At 42.4% G+C, this 26,533-nt stretch carries 22 protein-coding genes and 1 pseudogene; 4 read left to right on the top strand and 19 right to left on the bottom strand.

Annotated features, from left to right (window positions below; translation table 11 throughout):
• Positions 1-53 precede the first annotated feature (53 nt).
• From ACFQ3W_RS00550 to ACFQ3W_RS00535, 4 genes are all read right to left on the bottom strand, one after another.
• Entirely contained in the window at positions 54-371 is a 318-nt protein-coding gene (locus ACFQ3W_RS00550) for a type II toxin-antitoxin system RelE/ParE family toxin (RefSeq protein ID WP_379315544.1), read from the bottom strand.
• Positions 349-639 carry a type II toxin-antitoxin system Phd/YefM family antitoxin gene (locus tag ACFQ3W_RS00545; protein WP_379315542.1) on the bottom strand — a complete coding sequence of 97 codons (291 nt, stop codon included), beginning with the start codon at positions 637-639 and terminating at the stop codon, positions 349-351. Before ACFQ3W_RS00545 ends, ACFQ3W_RS00550 begins: the two co-directional genes overlap by 23 nt.
• A gap of 85 nt (positions 640-724) precedes the next feature.
• Positions 725-2,239 carry a solute symporter family protein gene (locus tag ACFQ3W_RS00540; protein WP_379315540.1) on the bottom strand — a complete coding sequence of 505 codons (1,515 nt, stop codon included), beginning with the start codon at positions 2,237-2,239 and terminating at the stop codon, positions 725-727.
• A complete protein-coding gene (locus tag ACFQ3W_RS00535) occupies positions 2,239-2,568 on the bottom strand; it encodes a DUF485 domain-containing protein (RefSeq protein WP_379315538.1) in 330 nt (109 codons plus the stop codon). Before ACFQ3W_RS00535 ends, ACFQ3W_RS00540 begins: the two co-directional genes overlap by 1 nt.
• A 160-nt stretch (positions 2,569-2,728) precedes the next feature.
• On the opposite strand from ACFQ3W_RS00535, the gene ACFQ3W_RS00530 reads away from it, so the two are divergent.
• Positions 2,729-3,301: a TetR/AcrR family transcriptional regulator gene (locus ACFQ3W_RS00530; protein ID WP_379315536.1), complete on the top strand. Its 573-nt coding sequence runs from the start codon at positions 2,729-2,731 to the stop codon at positions 3,299-3,301.
• A 6-nt stretch (positions 3,302-3,307) separates the two neighbouring features.
• Complete coding sequence (locus ACFQ3W_RS00525; RefSeq protein ID WP_379315534.1) at positions 3,308-4,384, top strand: radical SAM protein; 1,077 nt, start codon at positions 3,308-3,310, stop codon at positions 4,382-4,384.
• Between the two features lie 270 nt (positions 4,385-4,654).
• Here ACFQ3W_RS00525 and ACFQ3W_RS00520 read toward each other — a convergent pair whose 3' ends face one another.
• The 13 genes from ACFQ3W_RS00520 to ACFQ3W_RS00460 all read right to left on the bottom strand — a co-directional run bounded on the left by ACFQ3W_RS00520 (position 4,655) and on the right by ACFQ3W_RS00460 (position 21,395).
• Positions 4,655-6,061, bottom strand: coding sequence for a helix-turn-helix transcriptional regulator (locus ACFQ3W_RS00520; protein WP_379315532.1), 1,407 nt, complete (start codon positions 6,059-6,061; stop codon positions 4,655-4,657).
• 193 nt (positions 6,062-6,254) lie between these two features.
• Positions 6,255-6,737 (bottom strand): NUDIX hydrolase, encoded by a 483-nt coding sequence (locus tag ACFQ3W_RS00515; protein ID WP_379315530.1) that lies wholly within the window; start codon positions 6,735-6,737, stop codon positions 6,255-6,257.
• Position 6,738: 1 nt separating this feature from the next.
• Positions 6,739-7,986: a hypothetical protein gene (locus ACFQ3W_RS00510; RefSeq protein ID WP_379315528.1), complete on the bottom strand. Its 1,248-nt coding sequence runs from the start codon at positions 7,984-7,986 to the stop codon at positions 6,739-6,741.
• Positions 7,983-8,747 (bottom strand): SDR family NAD(P)-dependent oxidoreductase, encoded by a 765-nt coding sequence (locus ACFQ3W_RS00505; protein ID WP_379315526.1) that lies wholly within the window; start codon positions 8,745-8,747, stop codon positions 7,983-7,985. The genes ACFQ3W_RS00510 and ACFQ3W_RS00505 overlap by 4 nt, the downstream gene beginning before the upstream one ends.
• Positions 8,748-9,292: 545 nt before the next feature.
• On the bottom strand, positions 9,293-10,372 hold the full coding sequence (locus ACFQ3W_RS00500) for an NHL domain-containing protein (RefSeq protein ID WP_379315524.1): 1,080 nt from the start codon (positions 10,370-10,372) through the stop codon (positions 9,293-9,295).
• Positions 10,373-10,717: 345 nt separating this feature from the next.
• A complete protein-coding gene (locus ACFQ3W_RS00495) occupies positions 10,718-11,272 on the bottom strand; it encodes a flavodoxin family protein (RefSeq protein WP_379315522.1) in 555 nt (184 codons plus the stop codon).
• Positions 11,273-11,312: 40 nt separating this feature from the next.
• Positions 11,313-11,849, bottom strand: coding sequence for a PadR family transcriptional regulator (locus tag ACFQ3W_RS00490; RefSeq protein WP_379315520.1), 537 nt, complete (start codon positions 11,847-11,849; stop codon positions 11,313-11,315).
• A 210-nt stretch (positions 11,850-12,059) separates the two neighbouring features.
• Complete coding sequence (locus ACFQ3W_RS00485; protein WP_379315518.1) at positions 12,060-12,947, bottom strand: alpha/beta fold hydrolase; 888 nt, start codon at positions 12,945-12,947, stop codon at positions 12,060-12,062.
• 828 nt (positions 12,948-13,775) lie between these two features.
• Complete coding sequence (locus ACFQ3W_RS00480; protein WP_379315516.1) at positions 13,776-15,530, bottom strand: type I restriction-modification system subunit M; 1,755 nt, start codon at positions 15,528-15,530, stop codon at positions 13,776-13,778.
• Positions 15,527-16,843, bottom strand: a complete 1,317-nt coding sequence (locus ACFQ3W_RS00475; protein WP_379315514.1) for an AAA family ATPase — start codon at positions 16,841-16,843, stop codon at positions 15,527-15,529. The genes ACFQ3W_RS00480 and ACFQ3W_RS00475 overlap by 4 nt, the downstream gene beginning before the upstream one ends.
• Entirely contained in the window at positions 16,840-18,114 is a 1,275-nt protein-coding gene (locus tag ACFQ3W_RS00470; protein WP_379315512.1) for a restriction endonuclease subunit S, read from the bottom strand. Before ACFQ3W_RS00470 ends, ACFQ3W_RS00475 begins: the two co-directional genes overlap by 4 nt.
• Entirely contained in the window at positions 18,107-21,115 is a 3,009-nt protein-coding gene (locus ACFQ3W_RS00465; RefSeq protein WP_379315510.1) for a type I restriction endonuclease subunit R, read from the bottom strand. The genes ACFQ3W_RS00470 and ACFQ3W_RS00465 overlap by 8 nt, the downstream gene beginning before the upstream one ends.
• A 64-nt stretch (positions 21,116-21,179) precedes the next feature.
• Positions 21,180-21,395 carry a helix-turn-helix domain-containing protein gene (locus ACFQ3W_RS00460; RefSeq protein ID WP_379315508.1) on the bottom strand — a complete coding sequence of 72 codons (216 nt, stop codon included), beginning with the start codon at positions 21,393-21,395 and terminating at the stop codon, positions 21,180-21,182.
• A gap of 423 nt (positions 21,396-21,818) precedes the next feature.
• Between ACFQ3W_RS00460 and ACFQ3W_RS00455 the strand changes: the two genes are divergently transcribed.
• Both ACFQ3W_RS00455 and ACFQ3W_RS00450 read left to right on the top strand, forming a co-directional pair.
• Positions 21,819-22,640 carry a DUF932 domain-containing protein gene (locus ACFQ3W_RS00455; protein ID WP_379316349.1) on the top strand — a complete coding sequence of 274 codons (822 nt, stop codon included), beginning with the start codon at positions 21,819-21,821 and terminating at the stop codon, positions 22,638-22,640.
• Positions 22,641-22,812: 172 nt separating this feature from the next.
• Positions 22,813-22,998 (top strand): annotated as a pseudogene (locus tag ACFQ3W_RS00450) (site-specific integrase); the annotation flags it as partial.
• 306 nt (positions 22,999-23,304) lie between these two features.
• On the opposite strand, the gene rlmD reads toward ACFQ3W_RS00450, so the two are convergent.
• Both rlmD and ACFQ3W_RS00440 read right to left on the bottom strand, forming a co-directional pair.
• Positions 23,305-24,765 (bottom strand): 23S rRNA (uracil(1939)-C(5))-methyltransferase RlmD, encoded by a 1,461-nt coding sequence (gene rlmD / locus ACFQ3W_RS00445; protein ID WP_379316347.1) that lies wholly within the window; start codon positions 24,763-24,765, stop codon positions 23,305-23,307.
• An 870-nt stretch (positions 24,766-25,635) separates the two neighbouring features.
• Positions 25,636-26,517: a diacylglycerol kinase gene (locus ACFQ3W_RS00440; RefSeq protein WP_379315506.1), complete on the bottom strand. Its 882-nt coding sequence runs from the start codon at positions 26,515-26,517 to the stop codon at positions 25,636-25,638.
• Positions 26,518-26,533 lie beyond the last annotated feature (16 nt).

Genomic DNA, 26,533 nt, shown 5'->3' with positions numbered 1-26,533 from the left:
ATGCAGAAGGACCCCCTTTGTCAGGGGATCCTATCGCTTTTCCTATGGACTTGTTATCGTACCAGCCAGCGATAATCCTGTCTGCAATCTACAATGTGATCAACATACACGATCTCATCTTGTATCTGATACAACACCAGATACCACTTCTCCACAAACATCTTATGATATTTGTTTGGAGGTATAAACTCTGCATCCAGAAAAGGATAGCGTTCCGGCATCCTTGTCAATGAACGTATTGCTTGTATCAATTCGTTTTTCGTGTTACGAGCGGCTGCTGGGCTCTTCTCGGCAAGAAAACGTAAATGACTCGCCAGCATTTGGCGGGCCCGATCAGAAACAATAATCTTATATTGGGGTGTTCTTTCCATGTTGAACCTCTTCAATAACGCTATCCAAATACGCATCCAGTTCGTCCAGCGATACGCCATTACGTCCAGCCAAGCGATCCTCTTGAACAGCAAGCAGTTCTTCTCTTAGCTTCAGCATCTTCTCGCGACGGGAGAACGCTTCGATGTCCATCACAACGAGATCTCCTTCGCCGTTTTTGGTCAAATAAATCGGTTCCCCAGTAGTTTTGCATAAATCAGCAATTTCATTATAATTTTGCCGGATACTGGCCGACGGCTTGATTAACATCGTGCACTCCCCTTGCATAGCTATATTTTGATTTAATTATACCTATTTTAGGCTATGCGTTCAAATACGCCCCGTCACTATCCGGCTATACGCCCGTGTTCGCTTTAACGAGCACTTCGGCGTATTTGGCTTCGTCTTTACTGCGTGAAAACAGCGTGCCGATAAACGCTGCAAGGAAACCCAGCGGTATCGAAATGATCCCCGGATTCGTCATCGGAAATATGGCCGTTCCGGTCAAAATCGCCTTGCCGGGTTCCGGATCCCATACGTTCGGGCTAAGAGCCACAAGGATGACGGTGCTGAACAAACCAACGAGCATGCCGGAGATAGCCCCCATCCGGTTGAATCTTCGCCAAAATACGGTAAACAGGATGACCGGCAGGTTTGCGCTTGCTGCGACGGCAAACGCTAGCGAGACGAGGAAGGCGACGTTCATTTTCTGCGCGAACAGTGCCAGTACAATGGAAATGACAGATACTCCGATCGACGCCCAGCGGGCCATGCGCAGCTGTTGCTGTTCGGTCGCCTTGCCACGCCGGACGATCTGTCCGTAGAAGTCGTGCGCGAAGGCGGATGCCGCGGACAGGACGAGGCCGGTGACGACGGCGAGGATCGTCGCGAACGCGACCGCCGAAATGAATGCGAACAGGAAGTCGCCGCCAAGCGCCTTAGCCAGCAGTGGAGCGGCCATGTTGCCAGCTTTGTCGACGGCCGTAATCTGCTCAGCGCCAACGAATGCGGCGGCACCAAAGCCGAGGAAGATGGTCATCACATAAAAGATGCCGATAATCCAGGTGGCGTAGACGACAGAGCTGCGGGCGGTACGGGCGTCCTTAACCGTGAAAAAGCGAGTCAAAATATGCGGCAGCCCGGCTGTGCCGAGCACTAGCGCCAGGTTCAGCGACAACGTCTCCAGCGGCACCTTGTACTTGTTGCCTGGATCGAGGTATTTTTCCAGTAACGGCGTCGCCGTTTTCATATGCTCGAACATGCCCGTCAGGCTGAAATCAAATTTTGCGAAAACCATAACCGAGATGACGAGGGTACCTCCCATCAGCAGAATTGCTTTCGTGATTTGTACCCAGCTCGTGGCGTGCATGCCGCCGAAAACGACATAAACGGTCATCAACACGCCAACGATCAGAACGGAGGTGGCAAAATCGAGACCGAGCAGCAGCTTAATCAGCGCACCCGCTCCGACAAGCTGTGCAATCATGTAAAAGATCGAGATCGCAATCGTATTCAGCGCTGCAATGCCGCGCACTTCTTTGTTGGCAAAGCGGGCGGCGATCATGTCCGCCACCGTATATTTGCCCAAATTGCGGAGCGGTTCGGCGACTAGGTATAGCACAACCAGATAAGCGACCAGAAAACCGATGCTGTAAAAGAAGCCATCAAAGCCAACTAATGCGATAGAACCGGCAATGCCGAGAAACGATGCCGCAGACATATAGTCGCCGGCGATCGCCGTTCCGTTCTGCCAACCCTTAAGCCCACCGCCCGCCGTGTAAAACTCGCTGGTGTTGTTCGTTTTTTTGGCGGCGAAATAAGTAATGACCAGCGTAAGCAGTACAATCGCACAAAATAAAGTGAAAGCCATTATCGTGACTCCCCCATTTCCCGTTTGATTTCATCCACCAGACGGTCGAACCGTCTAGCCACGCGCGAGTAGATGATGCACAGCGCCCAGGTCATGACAAACTGCGCGAACGCAAACACCCAGGCCCACGAAATCGGGCCGATCGCCGGCCTGTTCAACACATCCGAATAAGAGGTCAAGATGGGGAGCGCAAAATAAAACAGAAGAAAAAAGACAGTCGCCGGGATAATAAACCTTTTTTTACGGAAGAGCAGCGTCTTGAACTTGGTGGATTGCCACACCTTGAGATAACTTTTTCCTTTCGCATCCATACCTTTCCCTCCAATCATTAACTAAATTTCACGATCATCCAATATATGTAAGCGTTTCAGGTTCATTATATGCAGGGGAGACTTTGCGTAGGACAATAGCACTTCTTCTATTGACAATATCAACCTCGATTTTTATAATTAAACATGTTTAATACACGTTTAATTGTGAGGTCTAAACATGAAAGAAGAAAATCAAAAGGTTCTCCTGTTGCAGGCGACCATTGCCCTACTGGAGGAAGCAAAGCAGCCGGAAAAGGTTACGTCACGACAGATCGCCGAACGCGCAGGCGTAAACCTTGCCATGATCAATTACTATTTTGGCTCCAAAGATACGCTGGTTGCGCAGGCCGTATCGGAAATTATGGATGTTTCCTCGGAGCTTTTCAGGTTTCCACATGACCCGGCGAAGCCCCCTAAGGAGCGCTTGCGCGGCATCCTGCGGCAGATCTGCCTGGTGGTTTTGAAATACCGCCGCTATACCCGGCTGTATGTTCCTCACTTGCTTCTGGAGGAGGAAATCACGCTTCCGCAGTACATCCTACCGGAAATCCGGGCACATTTCGGGGGCAGCCGGGATGAGACGGAATGCCGCGTAATCGCCTATGAAATGGTCTCTTTCCTTCAGTTAGCCTTTTACCGGGATGATGCGTTTCTACGGTATGCCGGGCTGAACCTGGCTGATGAGGAAACCGCCAACCGCGTTCTGGATATGCAGCTGAATCTGCTTTTGCCAGACGAGAAGAAGGAGTGACAGATTGTGGAACTGACACAATACATGAACGAGGCCATTGGCCGGATGGTTCGGGATGTGATCCTCTCCTCCCGGCTAAGCCCCAAGGAGCTGCGCTTTCTAACACAGGCCGCCAAAACGCAGCGGGAGGCAGCGCGAAAACGCCTGCATGCTGAGGCTTCCGGAAATCCCGTGCCACCATTTCTGATTACCAGCGTTGCAACCCGGTGTAACCTGCACTGTGCGGGGTGCTATGCCCGTGCCAACCACACCTGCACGGACCAGATTGCCAAAACGGAGATGAGCGCAGCGCGCTGGGGAGAGCTATTTCGGGAGGCAAAAGCCATGGGTGTATCCTTTGCCCTTTTGGCAGGCGGGGAACCGCTGGCGCGGCCTGACGTGCTGGACGAAGCGGCAGCTTCCGGACTGCTGTGCCCGGTATTCACCAACGGAACGCTCTTTACCCCGGAGATGCTGGCGCGTTTCGACGGACACAGGAACCTGATCCCGGTGGTCAGTCTTGAGGGTGATCAGGAGCAGACGGACCGTCGGCGAGGCCATGGGATTTATAACTCAGTGCGGTGCGCTATGGCGGACATGGACCGCCTCGGCTTGTTTTTCGGGGTATCCATCACGGTCACAGTGGAGAATCTCAGGGCCGTCACGGAGAAGACTTTTCTTTCCTCTTTATATGGAATCGGGTGCCGCCTGGTTTTCTTTGTAGAATACGTTCCCGTAGACGGAAGCGTGGAGCTGGCGCCGGGGGAAGCCGAGCGGGGGTTCCTGGAACAGCGGCTGACTGCATTAAGAGATCACTTTCCCGGTATTCTTTTTCTCTCGTTTCCGGGAGACGAGAAGGTGCTTGGCGGGTGTCTTGCCGCCGGTCGTGGCTTTTTTCACATTAATGCCTTCGGCGACGCGGAGCCCTGTCCTTTTTCTCCATACTCTGACGTGAATCTTCGATTCGGAAGCCTGCGTGATGCGCTAAACTCCATGCTGTTCAGGCAGATTCGGGAAAGTGGGCTGGAAGCAGAAGAACATATTGGCGGCTGTGCGCTGTTTGCAAGGCAGGCTGAGGTAGCCGGTTTGCTGCAGAAGCGATAGGGCTTTTTGTTGTTTCGGCTCGGCCACAAACCAACTGTAGCTGTACGGCAGTGAGGATCAGCAGCGTCTTGGAGCATTTTTTTCGGCTACATACAAAATAACAAAGGTATTTCAAGAGTTGCTTACCCCAGGTCAAAAATTTAGCTCAGGTTGACCGCTTAAATACAAGGTTTGGGTCGCTAATATGCCTCATACGTAGCCAACCTTCTAATAGCACGTATATTCACAAAAAAAGCCCAGTCAGTTTATTTGGGCTTTTCACGTCTATAACTAATTTTCGGTGATGCTTAAATCCTTTTCTAAATCGAGCATAGTGATTATATCACTAATAAGACTTGCTGCTTTTCGTTCTTCTTCCTCGCATCTATTTACAATTTCGCACATTTCTTTTCGTATTGTTTCATCATTTAATTTCACTTTATTGATGCTATCGCAATCAGCGCCCGGAGTTAAATCCACTTTATCAATATATTCGTACATTAAGCTATTAATTTTCCTTCCAAATATATCCCATAATTGATTTAGCTTTGTTTCGTATTGAGGTAGGAAAGCTTTTAATTGCAACATAAATTGTCCGGCATAGAATCTTTTTTCGGCATAATCACACCACATAGGGTCAATTAAGGAATAATCATTGCTGATTAACGGTTCATTCTCCATTAATCGGTTTCTCCATTCCAAGAAAAACTTCTCTGTCTTAAGTCCTCTAGCATTTCCCAGATATTCGACTGCTTTCTTCAAACCGTTTATATATATTTGTTTCAAGGCGACATGAAAATTCAAACATTTATCAATAAATATGACCTTTTGTGTTTTTCCGTACCAATCTCTGCATTCCGTTATTATTGGCTGAGGGTTATCGGAAAAATCAAACGGGAAATACCCCCAGTTCAATAAACATTCACCACTATCTTTATATCCGACAATAACCCCTCCAAAGCAGCAATCAACCACATTTACAGCTATAACCGGTCTTTTATTTACTATAATTTCATTTATGATGCGCTCTCTTAGTTCCGATTCCGGAATATAATTTATGTCACTTTGTCGTGTGGAATATATATCACATTTATAACCGAACTGTTCAACAGCGGTCAGAATGCCATAGTCTTCTGTGAGGGCTAGTCCTGCATTATACGTATCTCCGCACAAAGCTGCTATTAATGTGTAGGTTTGCATCGTATTAGAATTATAACCCGTATATTCCATATATGACCACATAGAGACGGGGAAATTCAAAGTTATCGGACTAGGGGGTTTATTTCTTAATAGTTCTCCTGTAGGCTTTTTCTCCAAAAAATAACTTGATGCATTCATAGGCTTATTGCTCTCCTTATACATTAATGTTGCTTTTGGACAAACCTTAAGCTTAACATTAGCATTCCTCGCCTGTTTAGGAGTTACCCCATGAAATTTCATAAACGCTCTGGAAAAAGCTTCTTGTGATTCATAGCCATACTTAACTGCAATGTCCAGTATCCTTATATCAGAAGTGCGAAGTTCGTCAGCCGCTGTGCTCATTCTTCTGTTTCTAATATATTCCGCCAGCGGAATTTCCATACAAAATGAAAATACTCTTTGAAAATTGTAATTCGAGCAGCAGGCAAGTTTAGCTATTTCATCAAAGTCGATGGCTTCAGTTAAATGCTCTTCAATATAGTCAAGAATCTTTTCCATTCGCTTGATCCATATCACAATTTTTCTACTCCTTTCTGCAGAGAGGCCTGCATTTATTTATCCATCGCACAGCTTAAATATAAAGCACAACAAAAATGTATGTATGACTATTCAAGCCGAAAATAATCAAATTGACGTTAAATCTAAAATCAAACCTTCCGATGTCTTCTACGCCTCTCAACATTTGTACTAATTAATCGCGGGATACAAAATGTTCAATTCCATCTGATAAATTAGTAATTTTATCCTTAATAAAAACAGGGTAGACCTTGTAATGCTGTAATTCATTAACGTCAACCCACTGAAAAATCAATCTGGACTCATCCGTTTCCAGTGATTTGAAAACCCCATTTAGCGGAATCTGCGTGGGACTGTTTATGCTGACTAGATGGTAATGACATATGGTATGAGCATCTCGTACCCCCCACTTCCAAAAGACTTCCTCCACCCAAATCAGTCTTTCAACTGATATATCCGCACCCATCTCTTCCTTATATTCACGGATAAGCGTATCCGCACTTGTTTCCCCCCAAGCAACATGTCCTCCAGGAAGGGCATACTCAGTATCATGAATTCCCCTTTGAATGAGGATTTTTCCGTCATTTATTAAAACTCCGGTGCTACGGAAATTATGAATTCTGTTTTCGTCTATAAATAGCCAGTCCCTGTTCTTCATTTCAGATACCACCTACAATATGTTTTTTTACAAATTCAAACCAGCTGGTTTCCTCATCCTCCTTCATGCCATGATAAGTAATAGTAATTCTCTCATTTATTGTGGATATCCCCATAATGTGCTCAGCATAGGATACGGATGGTGGTACAAAAGTGATATTATTTATTTTGTATTTTCCATAATCAGATTGAATATTAATCACACCAAGGTTAGAAACACCTAAATCCCTTTTCTTCTTTCCTTTGTAGCCCAAAGCATACGCCACTTTTTTCGCTGTTTTATTCTGCGTCTGTCCATGTGCGGCAAGTAATACTGCATCGATGAGTGTTGGACAAAGTTCTGCCAAGAAAAGCAGTACGAAGTATTTCTTTGCTGGAGAATTCAACATTTTAGAAATTTTTTTATGAATGGCCTTTGCATTATCTTGTATCTTTGATCGGGTTACATATGTACAGGGTATGGCAATGCCAGATACCTGATTTGACATTGAATGATCATTCTCACGGATATCGATCGCTATCCCTACTTCATTTACCCCTTTATTGGCAAAAAGGATTGAGCTAATCAGATAGCTATTTACCGTTACTTTAGCCGCCCTCGCCATCTCTTTAATCCGGTCTGTTTCTAGCTTGCTAAAGGTATGCGTCAAAATATTGGAGGTGTGCCCGCCCCAATATTTCTTATGTATGGCATCATAAACATCCCAGGAATAGTACTGTCCCTCTCTTTTCCATACGGTGTTTAGATGTGATATGTATCTCCGCATCATAAAGTTAAGTTTTGCTTTTTTATGTAAAAAATCTTCGGTAACCATATTGGCCGGCTTATATTGAACTTCATTTCCTGTCAACAACTTTAATGCGTCCTGCAAAAGCACAATAATTGACTTTCCATCCCCAACCAGGTGATGCGCCATAAAAAAAATACTACCGTCTTCTTTTACAAACACCCGCATCAGTTCCCCATGCTTTATTGCAAATGGATGTTTTTCATTTTCCTCAAATATCTTTTTCCATTCCCTATCTGTAATTATGACCTTGCATCCGCTTTGCTCTAGTTTCTGATAATATGCTCGTCCCATTTGATCAATAATTACCTTGGACATGGTGAGTTCATTTCTTCGAAATGCTTTTTGAATGGCTTCTTTAAGCAATTTTACTGGCGGCCTTCCATCTATCTCTACGTACATGCCAATATATACATTGGGTTCAAAAAGATTCGTCCGTTCCGTGATGATCTGTTTGCTCATAGATATTTCTTTAATTCATTCATCCAGATTTTCATAGAGAGTTTTTGTGGCATCAGCTTTACGTACAAGTGCTGACACTTCACATAAAAAGAGCAGACTGACATATCTTTTCCTCTCTTAGCATCCTTCATCGCTTGTTCTGCTGCTGCTTTTGCTGTAACCAAACCAGGAAACTTGACTTTATGTCCATTTATCTCCTTCTCCAGCATCTCTGTATCCACCCAGCTTGGACATACAGCTGTTACTGTTATTCCTAGGGAAGCAACCTCTACATTTAAAGCTCTAGAATAGCTTCTTTCAAAAGCCTTGGAAGCTGCATAGAGATTGATGTATGGGGTTGGCTGAAAAGCAGAGGCTGAGGAAATATTCAATATGCAGCTGCCTTTTTCCATGTACGGAATACATAAGTTTGATAGCATCACAGGTGCTTTACAGTTAACATTTATGGTTTTTTCAATTTCTTCTAATGTAAAATCCTTATACGAACCCATTTTTGCTAAACCCGCATTATTAATCAGATATTGCACTACCGGCTTTGTATCCTCCAGTAACTCACCGATCTCACATAAGTCCTTTGTACTCGATAAATCCTTGGACAAGGGTATAACTTTTTCTCCGTATTCAGACTTTAAAAGTTCTAATTTCTCTTGATTCCTTGCCACAGCCCATATTTCGTCCACAGGCTCTTTCATGAGCAATCTTGCAAATTCTTTTCCAATACCACCTGTTGCACCAGTTACAATTGCTATCCTTTTTCTCATGCTCCCTGTACCGTCCTTCAACAAATATTTGTTCTATCTCGTGTACAGGTATTCTCTCATATTGGGTAGAAAGAAGATGCTAAATTGCATACAGATCTACAATTTACTCTAATAATTCGAGAAAATGTGTGACACCGCCTCATAGGTAGAAGGAGCGCTTCTCGGCTGGCGTTGGATACACAAAGGGCGTATTGCTGTAATGGAATGAGACGACGAGCAACTTGTAGGTAAGTAACTGTTGGTCTTTACTTCCACCACATCCATGAAGGGACCCATCACGTAAAAATCTGATATACTGCTGTTGAAGCATTTTCAGCATCCTTCCAGTCTCCTTCGTCAAGTTCTCGCAAACCTAACGATAGGGTGATATTTAGGTGCTGACAAGTGCCTCTTTTTTTTTGCATTGACTTGAGCATTTTTACGCTGCAATCTTCGGCACTTTTAGTATCCAATAAACACACATGCCTTGAGTAGATAAAAAAGATGCCGCTTGAACCTGGTGTGGCCTACGATCTGATCTATTTGGCAAAGTTACAGAACCAGCACTATTTGAATGTAATTTTTCTAACAACATGATGATGAAAATCCACAAAATATATGTTACTCTCTAAATCAACTCTTACTCCATGTATATTTATTTTTGCTTCTAGAGCAATTCCTTCATCACCGGAGTAGCCGCATTTCCCAATTCCAGCAATGGTATACACTTGATTTTCAAATGGGTCAACTATTCTAAGCCTATTTACACCTGTATCTGCAATAAATATGTATCCTTCATTACTTACATCAAGACCGTGAGGTACGTCTCCGCCAACTGTACCTTTGGGATGTGCATTCCCTCCGAGATAACAACGGTCTATACACTCATACTCAACAATTTCACCTGGCTTACCTTTTCCACAAACAGTATTAATTATTTCCGAGAGAATATTGATTTTTCTAATCGCGAAATTAAGGCTATCAACAAAGTAAAGATTATCATGCTTATCAATTGCTAACCCATAGACATCATTAATTTTAGCTTGATTAGCTGGACCACCATCTCCAGTAAATCCAGGTTCCCCAGTTCCTGCAAAGGTAGATATTATTCCATTTATATCGATCTTTCTTATCCTTTCATTTTTGTAATCATTAAAATAGACATTACCTATAGAATCACTGACAACACCAGAGGGACAATTCAAGCTGGCATCACAGGCATTCCCAAAGTCGCCGCTGAATCCAGCTTCTCCATTCCCTGCAATAGTTTTAATGATTCTAGTTTTAGAATCAATTTTTCTAATTCGTTGGTTCCAAGTGTCAGCAATGTATATATTTCCGTATAAGTCAACGAACACACCTTCTGGCCCATTAAGCCTAGCCTTAACAGCTGGTCCACCATCACCGCTGAACCCCTTATCTCCACATCCAGCAATAGTTGTAACAATATTAGTTCTTGTATCAATTTTTCTCACAACATTGTTAAAAATTTCAGCAACATAAACATCGTTATTGCTATCAATAGCTACTCCTGCTGGTCCATTTATGAGAGCTTCCTGAGCAATTCCCCCATCTCCACTGTATCCAGGCCGACCAATACCGATAAAAGTATGTACGATTCCTTTCAACCATTCAGACTTGTTCAATTTAGATACCCCTATCTTTTATTAAATTATAACAATTATATCTTGGAAAATATGACACGTGTGTGTCATATTAAAACAAATAGATATATCACAATGTATAAAAAAACAACATTTTTTCTTTGCAACAGGACTATGGTCTCGACATGGGATGAGTGCTGACGGTAAATAGGTATCTATTTTACATTAAGATGTGGCTGTTATTCACCTAAAATAAAGGCTATGTTAAACCATAATGTTGTTTTTTGACAAAAGAAAAACCGTCCAACGAAAAGACGGTCAATTATTTGTACGAAATGTTGCGACACCCGATATCGATAGAAGAATTTTTTGAGGGTATATTCAGTATCATTCTAATTCGTTAAACATCGTATCTGCGGTCTTTTTTGCCCGTTCGATAAAATCCGGAGAGTCGCTATACGGCACTACATATCTGCCTGCTAATTCTGTATGAAACATTCCTCCGTTCTCGCCATCAAAAGCCCTGCGGAAAAATTCCTGTACGAGATCAGTATTGTTCTCAACCTGACCGGCGCAAGTGATAAGTAGTGCCATGCGCTTTCCATTGAGGATAGCGGTATTTGATAGGCTGAAACACCTGTCTATGATAGGCTTTATCTGTGCTGTTAAGTCGAATGAATAAAGTGGAGAGGCAATCACAATCGTGTCGGCAACAGCCATTTTCTCAAAAACAGACTGCGCGTCGTCCTTTTGAATACAACCAGACTCCTCTTTTTTCGCCATGCAAGCATAACAGCCAAGGCAAGCGTTAATTTTATAATCCGTTACATTGACTCTTTCTACATCATTTCCGTGGGCAAGCATGTTTCCCTCAAATAATTTAAGTGCTGTAGCAGTTTTTCCATTCTTCTTTGGACTTCCCATAATCGTTACTATCTTCATGTTAAATTATCCTTTCTCATTGCGAGTTGAGGCGTTCGCTTCACATCATTTCTGTATCAGTTTCAAGTTTTGTAATCATATCGTTGCACCAGTTCATGACAAAACGATAATAATCAATGCCATAACCCATTGTTGCATATCGATAGAAGAACTGATTAACATCGTATTTCTCGGTTGCTTCCTCCTTCTGACTGATTAAATTCTTTTCAATTGGCTGGATTACCTCGATAAGCTCTTTTAAATTGGCAATGGCCTTTTCTTTAGGAAGAAACTCATAGAAGAAAATCTTCACCAGATGATCCTGCTTTGATTTTTCGAAAGCAATCGGTTCCGCAATCCACTTCATAAAAGCTTCTTTTCCAGTTTCGGTAATCTGGTACACTTTTTTGTACTTGCTTCCCTCCACAGATTCCTTAAAAATAACTAACTGTTTATCCCCCAATCTCTTTAACGCTGGATAGATACTTCCAAAGCTTGCATCAAAAAAATAGGAAGTAGATTTTGTCATCCACTGTTTTAGATCATATCCGCTTGTTTCTCCACACATCAGGAAACCAAGAATTATAAACTCTAACATACTTTCCTCCTTCGTAACTTATATCGTTTATTTATATATCGATTCGATATAATTTTACACTACTCCTTGCTATTTATTTTGTCAATTCGCTTGATACCAGATTTATACGAACGAACTTAAATTAGCATGAGTGTCTAAAAAAGGACATAAAAAAAACGGGGTATCTTCGTTAGAAAATACTCCCGCAAATTTTCATGTTTCCCCATTACATCAATGAGACGTGTCGTTTACCTGACTAACAATGGCTTCGATTATACATTTCCATGTTCCCTTAGGCATATCATGTCCCATTCCTTCGATCAAAAGTAATTTAGCATTAGGTATTGTGCGTGCTGTATCTTTTCCTGCTTCAACAGGAAACAATACATCCTCAGTTCCGTGAATTACTAGAGTTGGTATTTTTAATAATGAAAGATGCTGTCTCCTATCCCCATTAGCAACCAACGCTGCATTTTGGCGTACAGCTCCTTGTGGATAATAAGAACGATCATAGCTTTCTTCACAATACCGGCTTGCACGTTCTTCTTCAAAAGGAAATCCCTTACTCCAAATATTTTTCCACATACGTAGTGTATAATCAATATATGCATCCCGTCCAGTTGGAGGTGTTGCTGTAACAATCGCCAACGTTTCTGGTGATATTTGTGGATTATTCGGATTACCTGTAGATGACATAATAGAAATTAAACTGCATATACGCGAAGGATGCCTATAGGCAAAAACCTGAGCAATCGTACCTCCCATAGAAGCACCACAGATGTGAGCCTTCTTTATTTCCAACGCATCCAGCAAACCAACCACATCATCAGCCATATCCTCCAATGTATATGCTGTCTTAATTGGTTTTCCCTCGTGTGCCGCCTGGTATATTTTTTCCATATCAGGAATACCAGCCTCATCGAATTTTGTAGACAATCCCGCATCGCGATTATCAAAGCGTATAACTTGTAAATTCTCTTTTGCAAGCATTTCACAAAAATCGGGTTCCCAAAAATTTAGCTGAGCACCATTTCCTCCAATAAGCACTATTGTTGGATTAGTTTCCATTCCAAAAATTTCATACTCAATTTGTATGCCATTTGCCTTTACGTGTGCCATAACATATCCCCCCCGTTCCTGCTTGTCTACATGCTATATAACCCGCTGCCCATATAAATAAACTCTCCTGCTATAAAACAGTCCTTTTCTCAATTTTTTGACCCAACATTTAATAGCACAGGTTTATTATAATCTGAATAATGTCATGATAAAAAAACAGGGGAAAGGCTTGATGGATCTGGTTTTTTCCAGTTCGCCATTCATTCCTTCCCCCATTTTATCACGGCTTTATTCGATTTTTAGCACAGGTTTATTATGAATATCAGGTGGTTATTTGTGTCCTACATATTCTTCACTAACAAAGCAACCGACTCACGTGCACCGTATGCGGAAACATAGGATATTTGGTTCCCATATGCCACTGCATGCTAAAGCCTTGATTCATAAGGCTTTTATCGATTCTTGTATGGTTCTGTTTGGTTGCCGTCTTGATCGAATCAGCAGTTTTCGTCCCCAATTCGTCCCCAACCAGAAAGCTGTTAATGCTGTAGCAATAAGTTGTTTAGGAAACCAGCCCATTTGCTATACATCATGCCACCTATGAGACAAAAACGTTTTATAGGTTTTTTGAGTGAGTAGAGTTGGCAAAATTTGAGCAAGTTCTGGGCACAAAATTATCCAGACGGAGGTTTCGTCCACGGGAAGCGACCTTGTTGCCGCGGCATCTGTTTAAAGTCGCTTTATATCGCAAATATCAATTTTCTTGAAATCAGTTGTTATAAAATCGGGGTGAACCACAAAAAAAACTTCATGTATTCTGCCAATCGCCGTATTACTTAGCAGCATAACGGCGATCTATTACGACTTTCAGATAACAAAATCCTCGCTTTATGGCAACTCAGGTAAACCAAGCTCTTTTAAATATTGGTTGTGCCTAACTTTTGCCTGGTTAATAGCATCCTCAATTTCATCCAAATTCTCTTTCACATCTGCAAGGTTGACGATTTCTTCTTCTGCAGCCGTACTCACATATCGAGATATATTCAGATTATAGTCGTTTTTCTCGATTTCTTCCATAGAGACGCGGCGTGAATACTTTTTGTCATCTTCTTTTCGGTATTGATATGTGTCAACTATTCTATCTATATGTTCCGGCATAAGGACATTTTGCCGTTTACCTCTGTCGTAATACTCACTTGCGTTGATAAACAGCACGTCATCAAATTTTTTACACTTCTTAAGCACAAGAATACAAACCGGAATACCTGTTGAGAAAAACAGGTTAGCCGGTAAACCAATAATCGTATCTATATTCCCATCCTTGAGTAGCTTTGTCCTGATTTTTTCCTCCGCGCCGCCACGGAACAGAACACCATGAGGCAAGATGATTGCCATTGTCCCCTCGCCACTTAAAAAGTGAAATCCATGAAGTAAAAATGCAAAGTCGGCCGCTGATTTTGGAGCAAGTCCGTAACTTTTAAAACGAAAATCCTCTGCCAGAGTGTCATTAGGCTCCCACCGGTAGCTGAAAGGTGGATTGGCTACTACTGCATCACATTCTAATTTTTTTGATGGGTTCATTTCATTAAGTATGTCCCAATCATTTAGCAAAGAATCTCCGTGAAATATTTTAAACTCAGAATCTTTAAGTCCATGCAGAAGCATATTCATCCGAGCAAGGTTGTACGTTGTGATATTCTTTTCCTGTCCGTATATCTGACCGATACTATTAGCACCAAGCTGCTTTCTAACATTAATTAGAAGCGAGCCGGAGCCACACGCAAAGTCAAGCACGTTTTTGAGCTGCTTCTTTTTGCCTGTGCTTGGGTCTTGGCTGTCAAGAGTAACTATGCGAGAAAGAATGGTTGAAATTTGCTGGGGTGTATAAAACTCCCCTGCTTTTTTGCCTGAACCCGCTGCAAATTGACTTATTAAATATTCATAGGCGTCACCTAAAATATCACTTTCGTTAGGAAAATCAGTTAATCCTTCTGCTATTTCAGTAATTATTGAACACAACATTGTATTTCGCGATTCATAATTCTTTCCGAGTTTGTCTGAGTCAAGGTTAACCTCTGAAAATAACCCACGAAATGTACTATCGAATGATTCATTTTCTATAAACTTAAAACCTGCTTGCAAGGTTTTTAATAGATACTTACTCTGGATGCGAGCTAATTCATATATATTACTCCAGAGGTAGTGTGGCTTTATTACAAAGTGTACTTTACGGCGCATTTGTTTTTCAAACATAGCTACCTGGTCTAAATTATCATTATACCAAAGCATGAGTGGGGTTAACTTATTGCTTTCTAATGATGCAAGATGCTCCTCTAACATCATGTCTTTTGCTTTTTCCTCCAGTTGTTGTTTGCTGAAGTATTCAGCCGCCTGTTCTTTTATCAAGTTAATAGTCTCATCCTGCTTGCCGGCAATAGCAATGCTTTTAATTCTATCTGCACAGTTCAAATAATCGCTACCAAGCTCTTTTTTTGCTGCTTCTTCATAATTATCTGAAAGGTAGCGCAAGAAGAGAAATGACAACATATAATCACGGAAGTCATCCGCATTCATAGCTCCACGCAGTTTATCGGCGATCCCCCACAGGGTTGCACCTAACTGTTTTTGTTGTGTATCTTTCATTCTTGCTCCTCCTGAACTTGATCGTCTTCAAATAGTTTTTTATTAAAATTATATTCATCTAAAAAATTATTTAGTATATTTTTAAAGTGCTCTTTGTTTTCTTCAACCATTTCTTTAGGATCAAATAAAGAATAGCCCCCATGGTTGATAATATTAACCAGTCTGGTATGGACAGGTTCATCCTCCTCCGCACCCTTTCTTATGCAAGCAGAAAAGTGTGCATATCCATGAAAAGATGCTGTCTTTTCTAATATATTTCTAAGAATATTAAAGTGATACGTATATAGTTCACCTGAGTCAGACGCTTTTTTCAATTCTTTCAACAATGCAACATGATGAAAGAAAGGTGTTTTAGTGGTGTCTTTCACTATATATGTACCATTTTTGGTGTTTTTCTGTAAAAATAAATGTTCTGCCCTATTAATTTCATTACATAAAACATTAAAAAACAGGGTGTGATGAGATGAAACAATTACTTTTACATCATTTCCACTCATTATTTGAGCCAAATGACATGCAACAGCAATAACATTATTGTCATCCAAAGAAGAAATAGGGTCATCGACATAAATATACTTAACCCAATTATACGACTCTACTTTATCCACTACCAATTGCACAACAGCAAGAAAGAAACACCAAACAAAGATGTTTTCCTCGCCGCGGGATATTTTTATATTATCAATCCTATTAGTAGTGCCTGAAGTTAGTACATTTCTTGAAAAGCTAATTGCCCAAGTCTCATAATTAATAGTAAAATCAAAATCCGCATATCGGTGAAGCAATGGACGAATTCTGCTTTCCATTTCTAATTCATCTAGTCCTGCAAAAAATCTAGAGTTGCTATTTAACCTTAATAATCGTTCGGTATCATTATCTAAATCATTATCCCAATAAAAAAGATCTTCAGTAAATGCATTATAGTACAATGTGTCAGCTGTTTTTTCTCCCGTATCACCAAGTAACTGCTGACCTAATGATTTAAACTCCACAGAAAGCCTCGTCTTACCTGTACCGTTATATGCAAACAGTACAATGTTCTTCTTTTCATCTAACAGCATCCTGAAATACTCAGCAATATCTTTAATTGTATCAAATTGATTATATCCGATTCTTTTAAGGACAAAGTCTAATTTCGCCAGCAATTCATCGGATAAGTTTTCTTTCAGGGTATATTCTTCCGAATTCCTAGGACATTTGTAATTATCATTAAAAATTTTTTTATAGTGACTGAGTTTATCATTGTTTAATTTCTTAAGAATCATTGACTCAAAGGATTCTTTCTCCATTTTCGAAGGAACATTGTAACTCATTCCCCCACCTCCTCTACAGAAGGGAACAGCCCTTGCATCAAGCCCTTTTTGTGCACTTTTAAAGATTCAATTTTCTCTGCTTGTGAAGTTATAAGGGTGTCTAAATCAGAAAGACAGTTAGCTATTTTTTCTTGTTCTTTAATATCTTTCGGAATATAAAACACATATTTTCTCAATTGGGATCCATTAATTGAATTTATGGTTGCACCTAAATCAGCTTTGACTTGTTTTTCATAACTGTTTGATTGGAGTAGTTGAAAGACAAATTTCGAGAACTTCGTTCTAAAGATTGTCATAAACGCACCATGAGTACATAAAGGCATGCCCTTTGGAATAATCGCGTTTTTACCTATTAAAGCTTTTGAACCATTTCGCACACAAATTAATATATCATTTTCTACAGAATGATTGGCACCACTAATATCTGTTCTAACATAAACGTTGTCATCTAATGTGATGACGTTGTTCTTTATATTTGACGATCTTAAAACAAGCAAACCACTTTCTCTAATATCATCTGGACTGTAGGTTAGCCCTGAGACAAGCTCACCCAATTGACCAAGGCTCTTTTTTACCCACTCGCCACTACCTCTAAACTCCGGAAATCTCCATTCTGGAACAGTTTTTCCGTCGGCAGGGAATAACTTCTGCATCAACCCTTTTTTGTGTGCTTTATAAACTTCAAGCTTTTTATCCTCTGCGGTGATAAGGTCATCAAGTGAGGACAGGCAATCGGCAATTTTTTGTTGTTCTTCAATCCTTGGCAATGCAACTGGCATATCCCATAAATGCTGCGTGTCAATACTTAACGAACCATGCGCACGAGCGCCAACTTCAATATATTTTCGTAACCATGAACCATGGTAGTTGTTGTGGAAAAGGTGGTCAAAAAATCTGGGGTCACACTCCTTATCAGTGACACGAAAACAAGTAAAAATGCTATTTGGCAAAGCGGCTTCTTCGTACTCTTTAAGCATTGAAATATAACCTTCCGGGAATTGCTTTGTTGCACTTTTGTTATAAGCAAGGTCATTTTTCTTGATTACATAGTAGTTTTTATAGGCACTACCAGCTATTTCTCGACCAAACTTTTCAATTTGAGGAATCAACCCTACGCCAGATGTAACGCTCATAAGAGTGTATTTTTTTGTTCCTGCTCGTTCTTCCACGGGAACAACTATGTTGCCGAAATTATCAATGTTCCATGCTGGGTAATCTTTAAATCTGTGAAACCTCAACTGCGGAAGTATTGTTTTTTCCTTCTTATTCATACGCATTTAACCCCGCAATCACACGTCCGTCTGCAAGCTTTTTAAGCAGCGGCATTAAATTTTCCATTAATTCTAGTTCCTTCTTTGTCCTGTTTCTCCAGCCAAGCTCCAGTGGCTCCAACAAATCGCTTAGTTTTTCACCGTCAAAAATCATGCGCACTATAATTTCATCTACAAATGCTTGCAACGATGTAGGTTCAATACCGTGTTTGTTTGCAATTGATTCAATTTCTTTTGCTGCTTTTTCTTCTTTGAATTTTTGGTATCCGGTCTTTATTTCCTTTTCATTCAACCCTTTCCCGACTTCTAAGGAGTTGATATAAGCAATAATATCCTCACGTTCTTCCATCATATTTGAATTAGAACAGAGCAAACTAATGAGCTGTTCACGGCTCATTTTTTCTTTTTTAGGCACATTCGGTTGTGTAAATCTCGAAATTAGCGACATGATGTAGTCATAATCAATTATGGCAGAGGAAAACAGAACAAACTCAAAATCGAGTTCTTCGACCACAGGATCTTTATCCTTAAAATCTTTGCCTTGCTGTGCTTTTAGCATTTGAGCTGTTTCAATATACACACCACGGAACGCACGCAAAGTGTCTTCCGGCAACAATTCTTCAATTTTTGCTACTTGCTCTTCTTTAATATCTGTATATTGGTCAAGCTGCGTTTTAAGTCGCTGCACTTCCTTAAATTTATTGATAAATTCACCTCGTGCGCCATCACCCTTAAGGTTGTTTACTTGTTCCGGCTTGCATTCTAGCCCTTGTGATTCCATAAATTTCTCAAGCTCAGCAACCGCCTTTTCTAGCTTTTCAACCACAACAGGAGCCGGATCGACAAGCCAAATTTCTTTTGCCTTACTACTGTTTTCTTTTCCCGAGAACAGCTCTATTGCTTCATCTACATCTTTTTCTTGTCCTCTAAAGTCAAGAATATTTCCATAAGGCTTTGTGTCGTTCAAAACACGGTTTGTTCTTGAGAATGCTTGAATTAATCCATGTTGCTTTAAATTTTTATCAACGTATAAGGTGTTTAGATACTTGGAATCAAATCCGGTTAAAAGCATATCCACCACAATTGTTATGTCTATTTTGTTAATGTGAAGATAGTCGGAATTAGGGTACTTTTGGTCTTTGATGCGTTTTTGCACATCTTGATAGTATAAATCGAATTCGTTTATGCTGTGGTTTGTGCCGTACTGCTTATTATAGTCATCAATGATGTTTTTAAGTGCTTCCTTTTTCTTATCTGGCTCTTGTTCGTTATCCGCTTTTTCTTGTAGTAGGTCTTCTTGTAACTGCTTAACATCTTTGTTTCCTTCAGCCGGTGGAGAGAAAACACAGGCAATATTCAGTGGCTTAAAGCTTTCGTCTTCATTCTTTTTGCGTTCCTCTTGTAACGCCTTGAAGATCTCAAAGTATTCTATTGCATCGTTTATAGAGGCTGTAGCAAAAATAGCATTATAGCGTCTACCATTCGTAGCAGCATCGTGTTTTGATAGTATTGTTTCAGCAATCGCTTTTTTGCTTACAGTGTCAGAGGCTTTTGCTGCTTTCTTAATATCATCCGGTTTAAAATAATCAATGTGAAAGCGCAGCACATTGCGGTCGTCAATGGCGTTCGTTATGGTATAGGCATGCAGTTCCTTTTCAAAAACATCTTTTGTTGTGACATAAGAACCAACCGTTCCATCAATTTTCTTATAGGTTGCATTTTTATCAAATATCGGTGTTCCGGTAAAGCCGAAAAGCTGTGCTTTAGGGAAGAAGTTTTTAATTGCTTCATGGTTATCGCCAAATTGGGAGCGATGACATTCGTCAAAAATAATAGCAATACGCTTATCGCTTAGTTTTGCTAGACGCTCTTTGTAGGTGGCTTCGCCCTTTTTCTTTTTCTCTATATTGCGCTTGCTGTCCTCATCAAGAGCAAGTCCAAGCTTTTGAATTGTCGTAACAATAACTTTGTCACGATAATCATCCGAAGTAAGGCGCTTAACCAAACTTTCTGTATTTGTATTCTCTTCAACGCAGCCTTCTTGAAATTTGTTGAATTCTAATCGAGTTTGTCTATCAAGGTCTTTTCTGTCAACAACGAATAAACACTTCTCAATTTCTGGATTGTCTTTTAAAAGTGTTGATGCTTTAAATGATGTTAGTGTTTTACCGCTTCCGGTAGTGTGCCATATATATCCATTGCCACGATTCTGATCGATGCAATCCATTATTGCCCTAACAGCGTAAATCTGATAAGGTCGCATAATCATTAATTTCTGCTCACTTACCACAAGTACCATGTAACGGCTTATTAATTGTCCAAGAGTGCATTTTAGCAAAAACTTATCAGAAAAATCATGAAGATGAGTAATTTTATTATTTTCTTCGTCTGCCATCTGATAAATCGGCAAAAAGCGCTCGTCTGCATTGAAGCAGAAGTGCTCCTTCTGGTTGTTCGCGAAATAATATGTGTTACTCTCATTACTCACAATAAAAAGCTGCATAAAGCAAAGTAATGAGTTTGTATAACCATTACCTGGGTCATTTTTATATTCTACAATTTGCTCCATTGCTTTTTTAGGTGTGATTTGTAGTGACTTAAGCTCAACCTGAACAACAGGAACACCGTTGATAAGGATGATAACATCATAACGATGATTACTATTATCCGTATTAATGCGCAACTGATTTATCACTTCAAATTCATTTTTACACCAGTCCTTAATATTTACAAGAGTATATTGTAGCGGCGTGTCATCATCACGTTTGAAGGTGTTGATTTCTCGTAAAGTTTTGGCCGCAGTGAACACATCTGCGGTAATAATACTATCTCTTAGGCGTGCAAATTCAGAATCGCTTAACTTTACACGATTTAGTCTTTCAAAATGCACTTTGAAATTAGCTTCAAGTGCCGCCTTGTCTTGAATATCTTCCCGATATGTGTATTTTAAATCTCGAAGCTTTTCAATAAACTCTAGCTCTATTTGCTTTTCAGATTTCATGACTAATCTCCTCATAACTATAAAATAGTAATTGCCAAAGCCCTTTTTCAAAACTATGCAACGCCTACTTTGTTTTCATGAGCAACTCAATCAGCTCAGGACTAATGTTTTTATTCATACAAAGCTCTATTAAAGCATGACGGGCTATTTGATTCGGCCTAGTACGATTATTCTCCCATCTGTTCACAGATGTAAATCCAACATGAAGTTCACGCGCAAGCCCCTCTTGAGACAAACACAGCTCCAAACGCGCTTTTTTTATCACTTCACTTAACTCCATTAAGAATCACCTCGTTATTACACAGCTAACCACAACAAATTATATCACAAGCTATAGCGTTTTGTGGAAAGCTAGTAACAATATGCACTACTGAAAAAACTCTAATTTAAGAATTCATTGACTCGACTTATATTTGTTCCCCTGTGCAAAGTCTAGCTTTTCAATTCTATATTATATCCATGAATAACCGATATAGCTTCCCCAAGCTATATCGGTCATCTTTATTTTCTGAAAACACGCCAAATGGCTGCTTTTATAAAAACCAATGTTAAGGAGTTGATAGTAGTGGCACACGAAGTTGAATCCATCTTCTACACAAGGGAAGCACCATGGTATGGATTAGGTAATCGAGTGGATCATGCATTGAGTTCAGAATGAGCACTATACGCGGCTGGGCTCGATTGGGATTTACTTCAAAAATCGATCCAGAGAGATGACGGTATTGAAGTAGCTGGTTTTAAGGCTAACGTTAGGTCAACGAACAATCAAGTAATTGGTGTTGTTTCTAATCGCTACTCCGTTGTAAACAACCATGAAGATTTTGCTTTCACCGATGAGCTGCTAGGTGAAGGTGTCCGGTATGAAACCGCCGGTAGTCTGCATAACGGTCGAAAAGTCTGGCTTCTCGCCAAATTGCCGCACAATTATATCGTGGCTGGGGATCGCATTACTCCCTACCTTGTCTTCGCAAATAGTCAAGATGGTAGCGGTAGCATTAAAGTCGCCATTCCCCCTATCCGCAGCGTATGTCAAAACACTATGAATCTCGCCCTGAACAGCGCTAAACGGAATCGTCAACGCGGAAAAAATTCATGGGAGCTTACCGTCAGCCTTGGACGCGGTGTGGATGAAAAATACATCCGACGCAAAATTCAAATAAGAAGTCGAGGCTGGGAGCTACATATCACCCTCAAAGCTTACATTCAGCCAATTTGTGGAGTTATGGAAAGAAAAATACGCAGACAAGCAGCTAGAAGGAAAACGCTAAACACGTACTTGATAAATATGAATACCCGGATTTTGCCCGCATTTTGGAAACTTACAGCTCGATCAAATAAAGACAATCCAGCTGCAGAAATGAAAAAACCAAAAGTAGTGCATAAAGAAATAATCTCATACGATGAAAAAGAGATTAGAGCCATGTTACAAGCCCTTCAGAAGGTGCCGTACCATTGGCGGATTATGATAACGTTGGCTTTGACCACTAGGATGAGGCGGGGCGAATTGCTTAGGCTTAAGTTTTAACATGTTGACTGGAGAACTGATGTGATCGACGTACAACAAAGCGTTTCTATATCATTAAAAGGACAAATTATTGTAAAGGAGCCAAAAACATAGAATTTCAAACGGAAAGTGCACTCCCTCTGTGCTGAAGGATCTCCGACATTATTACACTTACCGGGTTTACGAGCGGAATATGATTGGTGACGGCGAACACTTCTTTTTATTCTCCCATGCTGATGGTAGAGCCTTTCACCACGAACGCCCATACCTTTGGTTCCGACAATTCATAAAGAAAAACGGTTTTTGGTACATTCGGTTCCATTACCAGCGGCATACATCTGCAACGCTGCTCATTAATCAAGTCGTCCATGCTAAGTTAATTTCAGAGAGGTTTGGACATGGAGGCATCACAACCACAATGAACATTTACGGGCATGTCCACTGTTCCGCCGATCAAGCCGCTGTAGATAAGTTTGAGAACCTGTTTATTTTGGATGCTAAGGATACAGATAAAAAGACGCTGGGATAATTAATGTCTCCCAACGTTTTTTCTTTCTTATATGCTGTCTTATTTTGTTTTTGCACATAACTTTACGATAATTTTACGACAACTCGTCGCCCCCCCATTGTTATAACGCTCTCTAAATTGCTGTATCAGTCTATAGACCCTTATAAATCAGGAATTTTAAATTCCTGTATCACTTCTTACAAGCAATGCGACATTTTCAATATGTGTCGTATGCGGGAACATATCCACCGGCTGCACCTCGATGGTACGGTAGCCGCCGTCTTCGAGGATGCGCAGGTCGCGGGCAAGGGTGGCTGGGTTACAAGAAACATACACCACGCGTTCCGGCTTCATCTCCAGAATCGTTTCCAGCAGGCGCGGGTCGCAGCCTTTGCGCGGGGGATCGACGACGATGACGTCGGCTTCGATGCTTTGTTCTTTCCATTGCGGAATGACGTCCTCAGAAGCACCGACCTCAAAAGTCACATGGTGCATCCCGTTAAGCTCAGCGTTGACGCGTGCATCTTCGATCGCTTCTTTGACGATTTCGACGCCATACACCCGCTTGGCATGCTGCGCGAGGAACAGGGAGATCGTTCCGATGCCGCAGTACGCATCAATGACGGTCTCTTGTCCGGTTAAACTGGCGTATTCCACGGTTTTGCCATAAAGTACTTCAGTCTGTACCGGATTGACTTGGTAAAAAGAACGCGCAGAAATCGCAAACTTCACGTCTCCGATATAGTCGTAAATAACCTCGCGGCCCCAGAGGACGCGAGTGGTATCGCCAAAGATGACGTTCGTTTGGCGGGTATTGATGTTTTGGCAGATGCTTACGACAGCTGGAATTTCCCGCTGAATGGCGGAAATCCACTCGTCTTCATGCGGGATTTTGCTGCCGTTTGTCACCAGCACCAGCATCATCTCGCCGGTGCGGAAGCCTACTTTGACGACGACATGACGAAGCAGACCTTGTCCGGTTTCCTCGTTGTAGGCGGAAATGCCGAGGCGGCGGGCGATGGATTTCACACGGGCTACCACATCGTCGTTGCTTTCGTGCTGAATGAGGCACGTTTCCATGTCAACGATACGATGGCTGCCGCGGGCGTAGAAGCCGCCGACGAGGCCGCCGTCGGTGACGCCGACGGGCACCTGCGCCTTGTTGCGGTAGCGCCAAGGCTCGTCCATGCCCAGCGTCGGGCGTACGACGATGGCGCGTTCCGTTGCTGGCGCGCCACCTGGGCGGGCATCGGTGGATGGGGCTGCAGCGGCATCTGGCGCGGGTGCCGCTGCGCCAGTCGCCGCCGCCACGCCGCCCTCCCGCGGCGCTGCGCTGGCCGCGCCCGCCACGGGCAGCTTGCCGATCCGCTCCAGCGCGTCGATGACGTGCTGTCGCTTCCACGCGAGCTGCCCGGCGTAGCTCAAGTGCTGCAGCTGGCAGCCGCCGCACTTGTCATAGATCGCGCAGGGCGGGGCCACCCTGTCTGCGCTCGGCTCTACCACCTCAAGCAGTTTGGCGTAGCCGTACTGCTTTTTCGTCTTGAGCACCTTCACGCGGACCTTTTCGCCCGGAAGAGCTCCTGGAATGAACAGTGTGAAGCCTTCGACCCGGCCCACCCCTTCACCATCGTGGTTCATCCCGATGATGTCCACCACAACCTCGTCATTTTTAGCTACCGGAATCTCCGCGCGCGAGGCCCCTTCTAACCCGAGGGCCAACTTGTCCTCATTAGTCACCTTGACTTGGGAATCCGCTGATACTTTCCCCTCAAGTGAACGTCCGCCCTTTCCACGATTGCCTGCCATGTTTCCTTTTACATTCCCGCCACTACGCTTTTTTGACATCGAATACTCCTTTATATCTCCAAAGAGGAATTTTTCATATAAAAAGTTCCTACCCATTTTCTACCGCTATTCTTAAGTCCTTTGTTACTTTATTCATCTTTCATCTTTGTTAATCAACACTCGTCTTTTAATCCTTTTGAGTTTCATCCTTTAACATGTATCTTTCATCCATTCATCTTCATCAATAGGTGTTTCTTCGATACATTGTTGCACTTCGTACAACACTATCCCGCTCTAGAGACACCTTTAGCCTGTATTGTTGTACGGAGTACAACATTTCCAATTCCCTTGAGCGGCCCTCTACTCTAAATTACTGCACAAGCGAAAGCACCTTGCCACCTTGGTCTATTCACCACTAGCTATACCATACATCATTCTTCCCTACACTCATCTTAAACAAAATCGCATCAACTTGTTATGCATTATGCAACTTCAGCGCCCCGATCAGGCAAGTTTCACACTCACACAAATCCCCCGCCGGTTCCGGCGGGGGATCATCTACCACCAAACTGTTCATTTGCTCAGGTCTACAGGCAACCCGAAATCTCCACTGCTTATGCTTTACAGCTACCGCTGACCAAGAGTCTTCCCTGGCCTACTCCTTGCCTCGTCCCACTTGCCTTTTGCTCCTTGACGCTTGCCTCGTTCCCTTGCCCCTCACCCTCAAGCAAAAATCTGCAAATGCTGCGGCAAAATCTCAAACACGCCCGGCAGCTCGCCGCCAAGCTCACCATCCAGATTTATCAAAACATGGCCTGGAGAAGTAACCTCCATCCGCGGCGTCTTGAAATAAACGACGTGCGGATCGTTGAAGTGGTCGCCGCGCAGCGCCATGGTCACCAGGCGAATGAATTCCGCCAGGTTGCATTTCTTTACGGCGATCACATCCAGCATGCCGTCGTCGATGCTCGCATCCGGCGCCAGCTTCTCGAAGCCGCCGACCGAGTTGCTGTTCGCGATGAGGAACAGCATGAATTCGCCTTCGATCACTTCATAGCCTTCGGCTTGAATGATTAACTGCGTCGGCGACAAGCTGGCCATTTTCTCGATGCCTTTCATATAATAGGCCAGTTGGCCGATCAACGTCTTCAGTCGGCTCGGCACCTCATAGGTTAGCTCGGTTAACGAGCCTCCGCCCGCAATATTAATGAAATGACGGCCGTTCGCCCTGCCGATGTCGATGGGTCTTGTTTTATTCTCAATAACCAGGTCGCAATAATCCTCCCACCGTCTGGGAATCCCCATTGCTCTGGCAAAATCATTCGTTGTACCCAGCGGAAAAATGCCGAGCGGCGGCAAATTGTCCTTCCCGGCCATGCCATTAACAACTTCGTTCAGCGTCCCGTCTCCACCGGCCGCGATAATGATGTCATACCCCCGACTGACCGCTTCGGCCGCCTCGCGGGTAGCATCTCCTTCTCCTGTCGTCGCATGACAGGACGTTTCAATCCCATGCCGGTCAAGACGCTCCAGCACATCCGGCAAAAGCCGCCGCATTTCTTCTCTTCCCGAGGTCGGATTATAAATCAACCTAGCTCTCTTCATTCCACTAACGCCACCT

This window comes from Paenibacillus puldeungensis (assembly GCF_042678945.1).
GTDB classification, from domain to species: domain Bacteria; phylum Bacillota; class Bacilli; order Paenibacillales; family Paenibacillaceae; genus Fontibacillus; species Fontibacillus puldeungensis.
The sequence above is the reverse complement of the archived record's forward strand: the minus strand, read 5'-3'. Positions and strand labels throughout refer to the sequence as shown.

Coding starts and splice junctions, on each gene's coding strand:
- ACFQ3W_RS00550 (WP_379315544.1), bottom strand. CDS start 371: ATGGAAAGAACACCCCAATATAAGATTATTGTTTCTGATCGGGCCCGC.
- ACFQ3W_RS00545 (WP_379315542.1), bottom strand. CDS start 639: ATGTTAATCAAGCCGTCGGCCAGTATCCGGCAAAATTATAATGAAATT.
- ACFQ3W_RS00540 (WP_379315540.1), bottom strand. CDS start 2,239: ATGGCTTTCACTTTATTTTGTGCGATTGTACTGCTTACGCTGGTCATT.
- ACFQ3W_RS00535 (WP_379315538.1), bottom strand. CDS start 2,568: ATGATTGGAGGGAAAGGTATGGATGCGAAAGGAAAAAGTTATCTCAAG.
- ACFQ3W_RS00530 (WP_379315536.1), top strand. CDS start 2,729: ATGAAAGAAGAAAATCAAAAGGTTCTCCTGTTGCAGGCGACCATTGCC.
- ACFQ3W_RS00520 (WP_379315532.1), bottom strand. CDS start 6,061: ATGGAAAAGATTCTTGACTATATTGAAGAGCATTTAACTGAAGCCATC.
- ACFQ3W_RS00515 (WP_379315530.1), bottom strand. CDS start 6,737: ATGAAGAACAGGGACTGGCTATTTATAGACGAAAACAGAATTCATAAT.
- ACFQ3W_RS00510 (WP_379315528.1), bottom strand. CDS start 7,986: ATGAGCAAACAGATCATCACGGAACGGACGAATCTTTTTGAACCCAAT.
- ACFQ3W_RS00505 (WP_379315526.1), bottom strand. CDS start 8,747: ATGAGAAAAAGGATAGCAATTGTAACTGGTGCAACAGGTGGTATTGGA.
- ACFQ3W_RS00495 (WP_379315522.1), bottom strand. CDS start 11,272: ATGAAGATAGTAACGATTATGGGAAGTCCAAAGAAGAATGGAAAAACT.
- ACFQ3W_RS00490 (WP_379315520.1), bottom strand. CDS start 11,849: ATGTTAGAGTTTATAATTCTTGGTTTCCTGATGTGTGGAGAAACAAGC.
- ACFQ3W_RS00485 (WP_379315518.1), bottom strand. CDS start 12,947: ATGGCACACGTAAAGGCAAATGGCATACAAATTGAGTATGAAATTTTT.
- ACFQ3W_RS00480 (WP_379315516.1), bottom strand. CDS start 15,530: ATGAAAGATACACAACAAAAACAGTTAGGTGCAACCCTGTGGGGGATC.
- ACFQ3W_RS00475 (WP_379315514.1), bottom strand. CDS start 16,843: ATGAGTTACAATGTTCCTTCGAAAATGGAGAAAGAATCCTTTGAGTCA.
- ACFQ3W_RS00470 (WP_379315512.1), bottom strand. CDS start 18,114: ATGAATAAGAAGGAAAAAACAATACTTCCGCAGTTGAGGTTTCACAGA.
- ACFQ3W_RS00465 (WP_379315510.1), bottom strand. CDS start 21,115: ATGAAATCTGAAAAGCAAATAGAGCTAGAGTTTATTGAAAAGCTTCGA.
- ACFQ3W_RS00460 (WP_379315508.1), bottom strand. CDS start 21,395: ATGGAGTTAAGTGAAGTGATAAAAAAAGCGCGTTTGGAGCTGTGTTTG.
- rlmD (WP_379316347.1), bottom strand. CDS start 24,765: ATGAACCACGATGGTGAAGGGGTGGGCCGGGTCGAAGGCTTCACACTG.
- ACFQ3W_RS00440 (WP_379315506.1), bottom strand. CDS start 26,517: ATGAAGAGAGCTAGGTTGATTTATAATCCGACCTCGGGAAGAGAAGAA.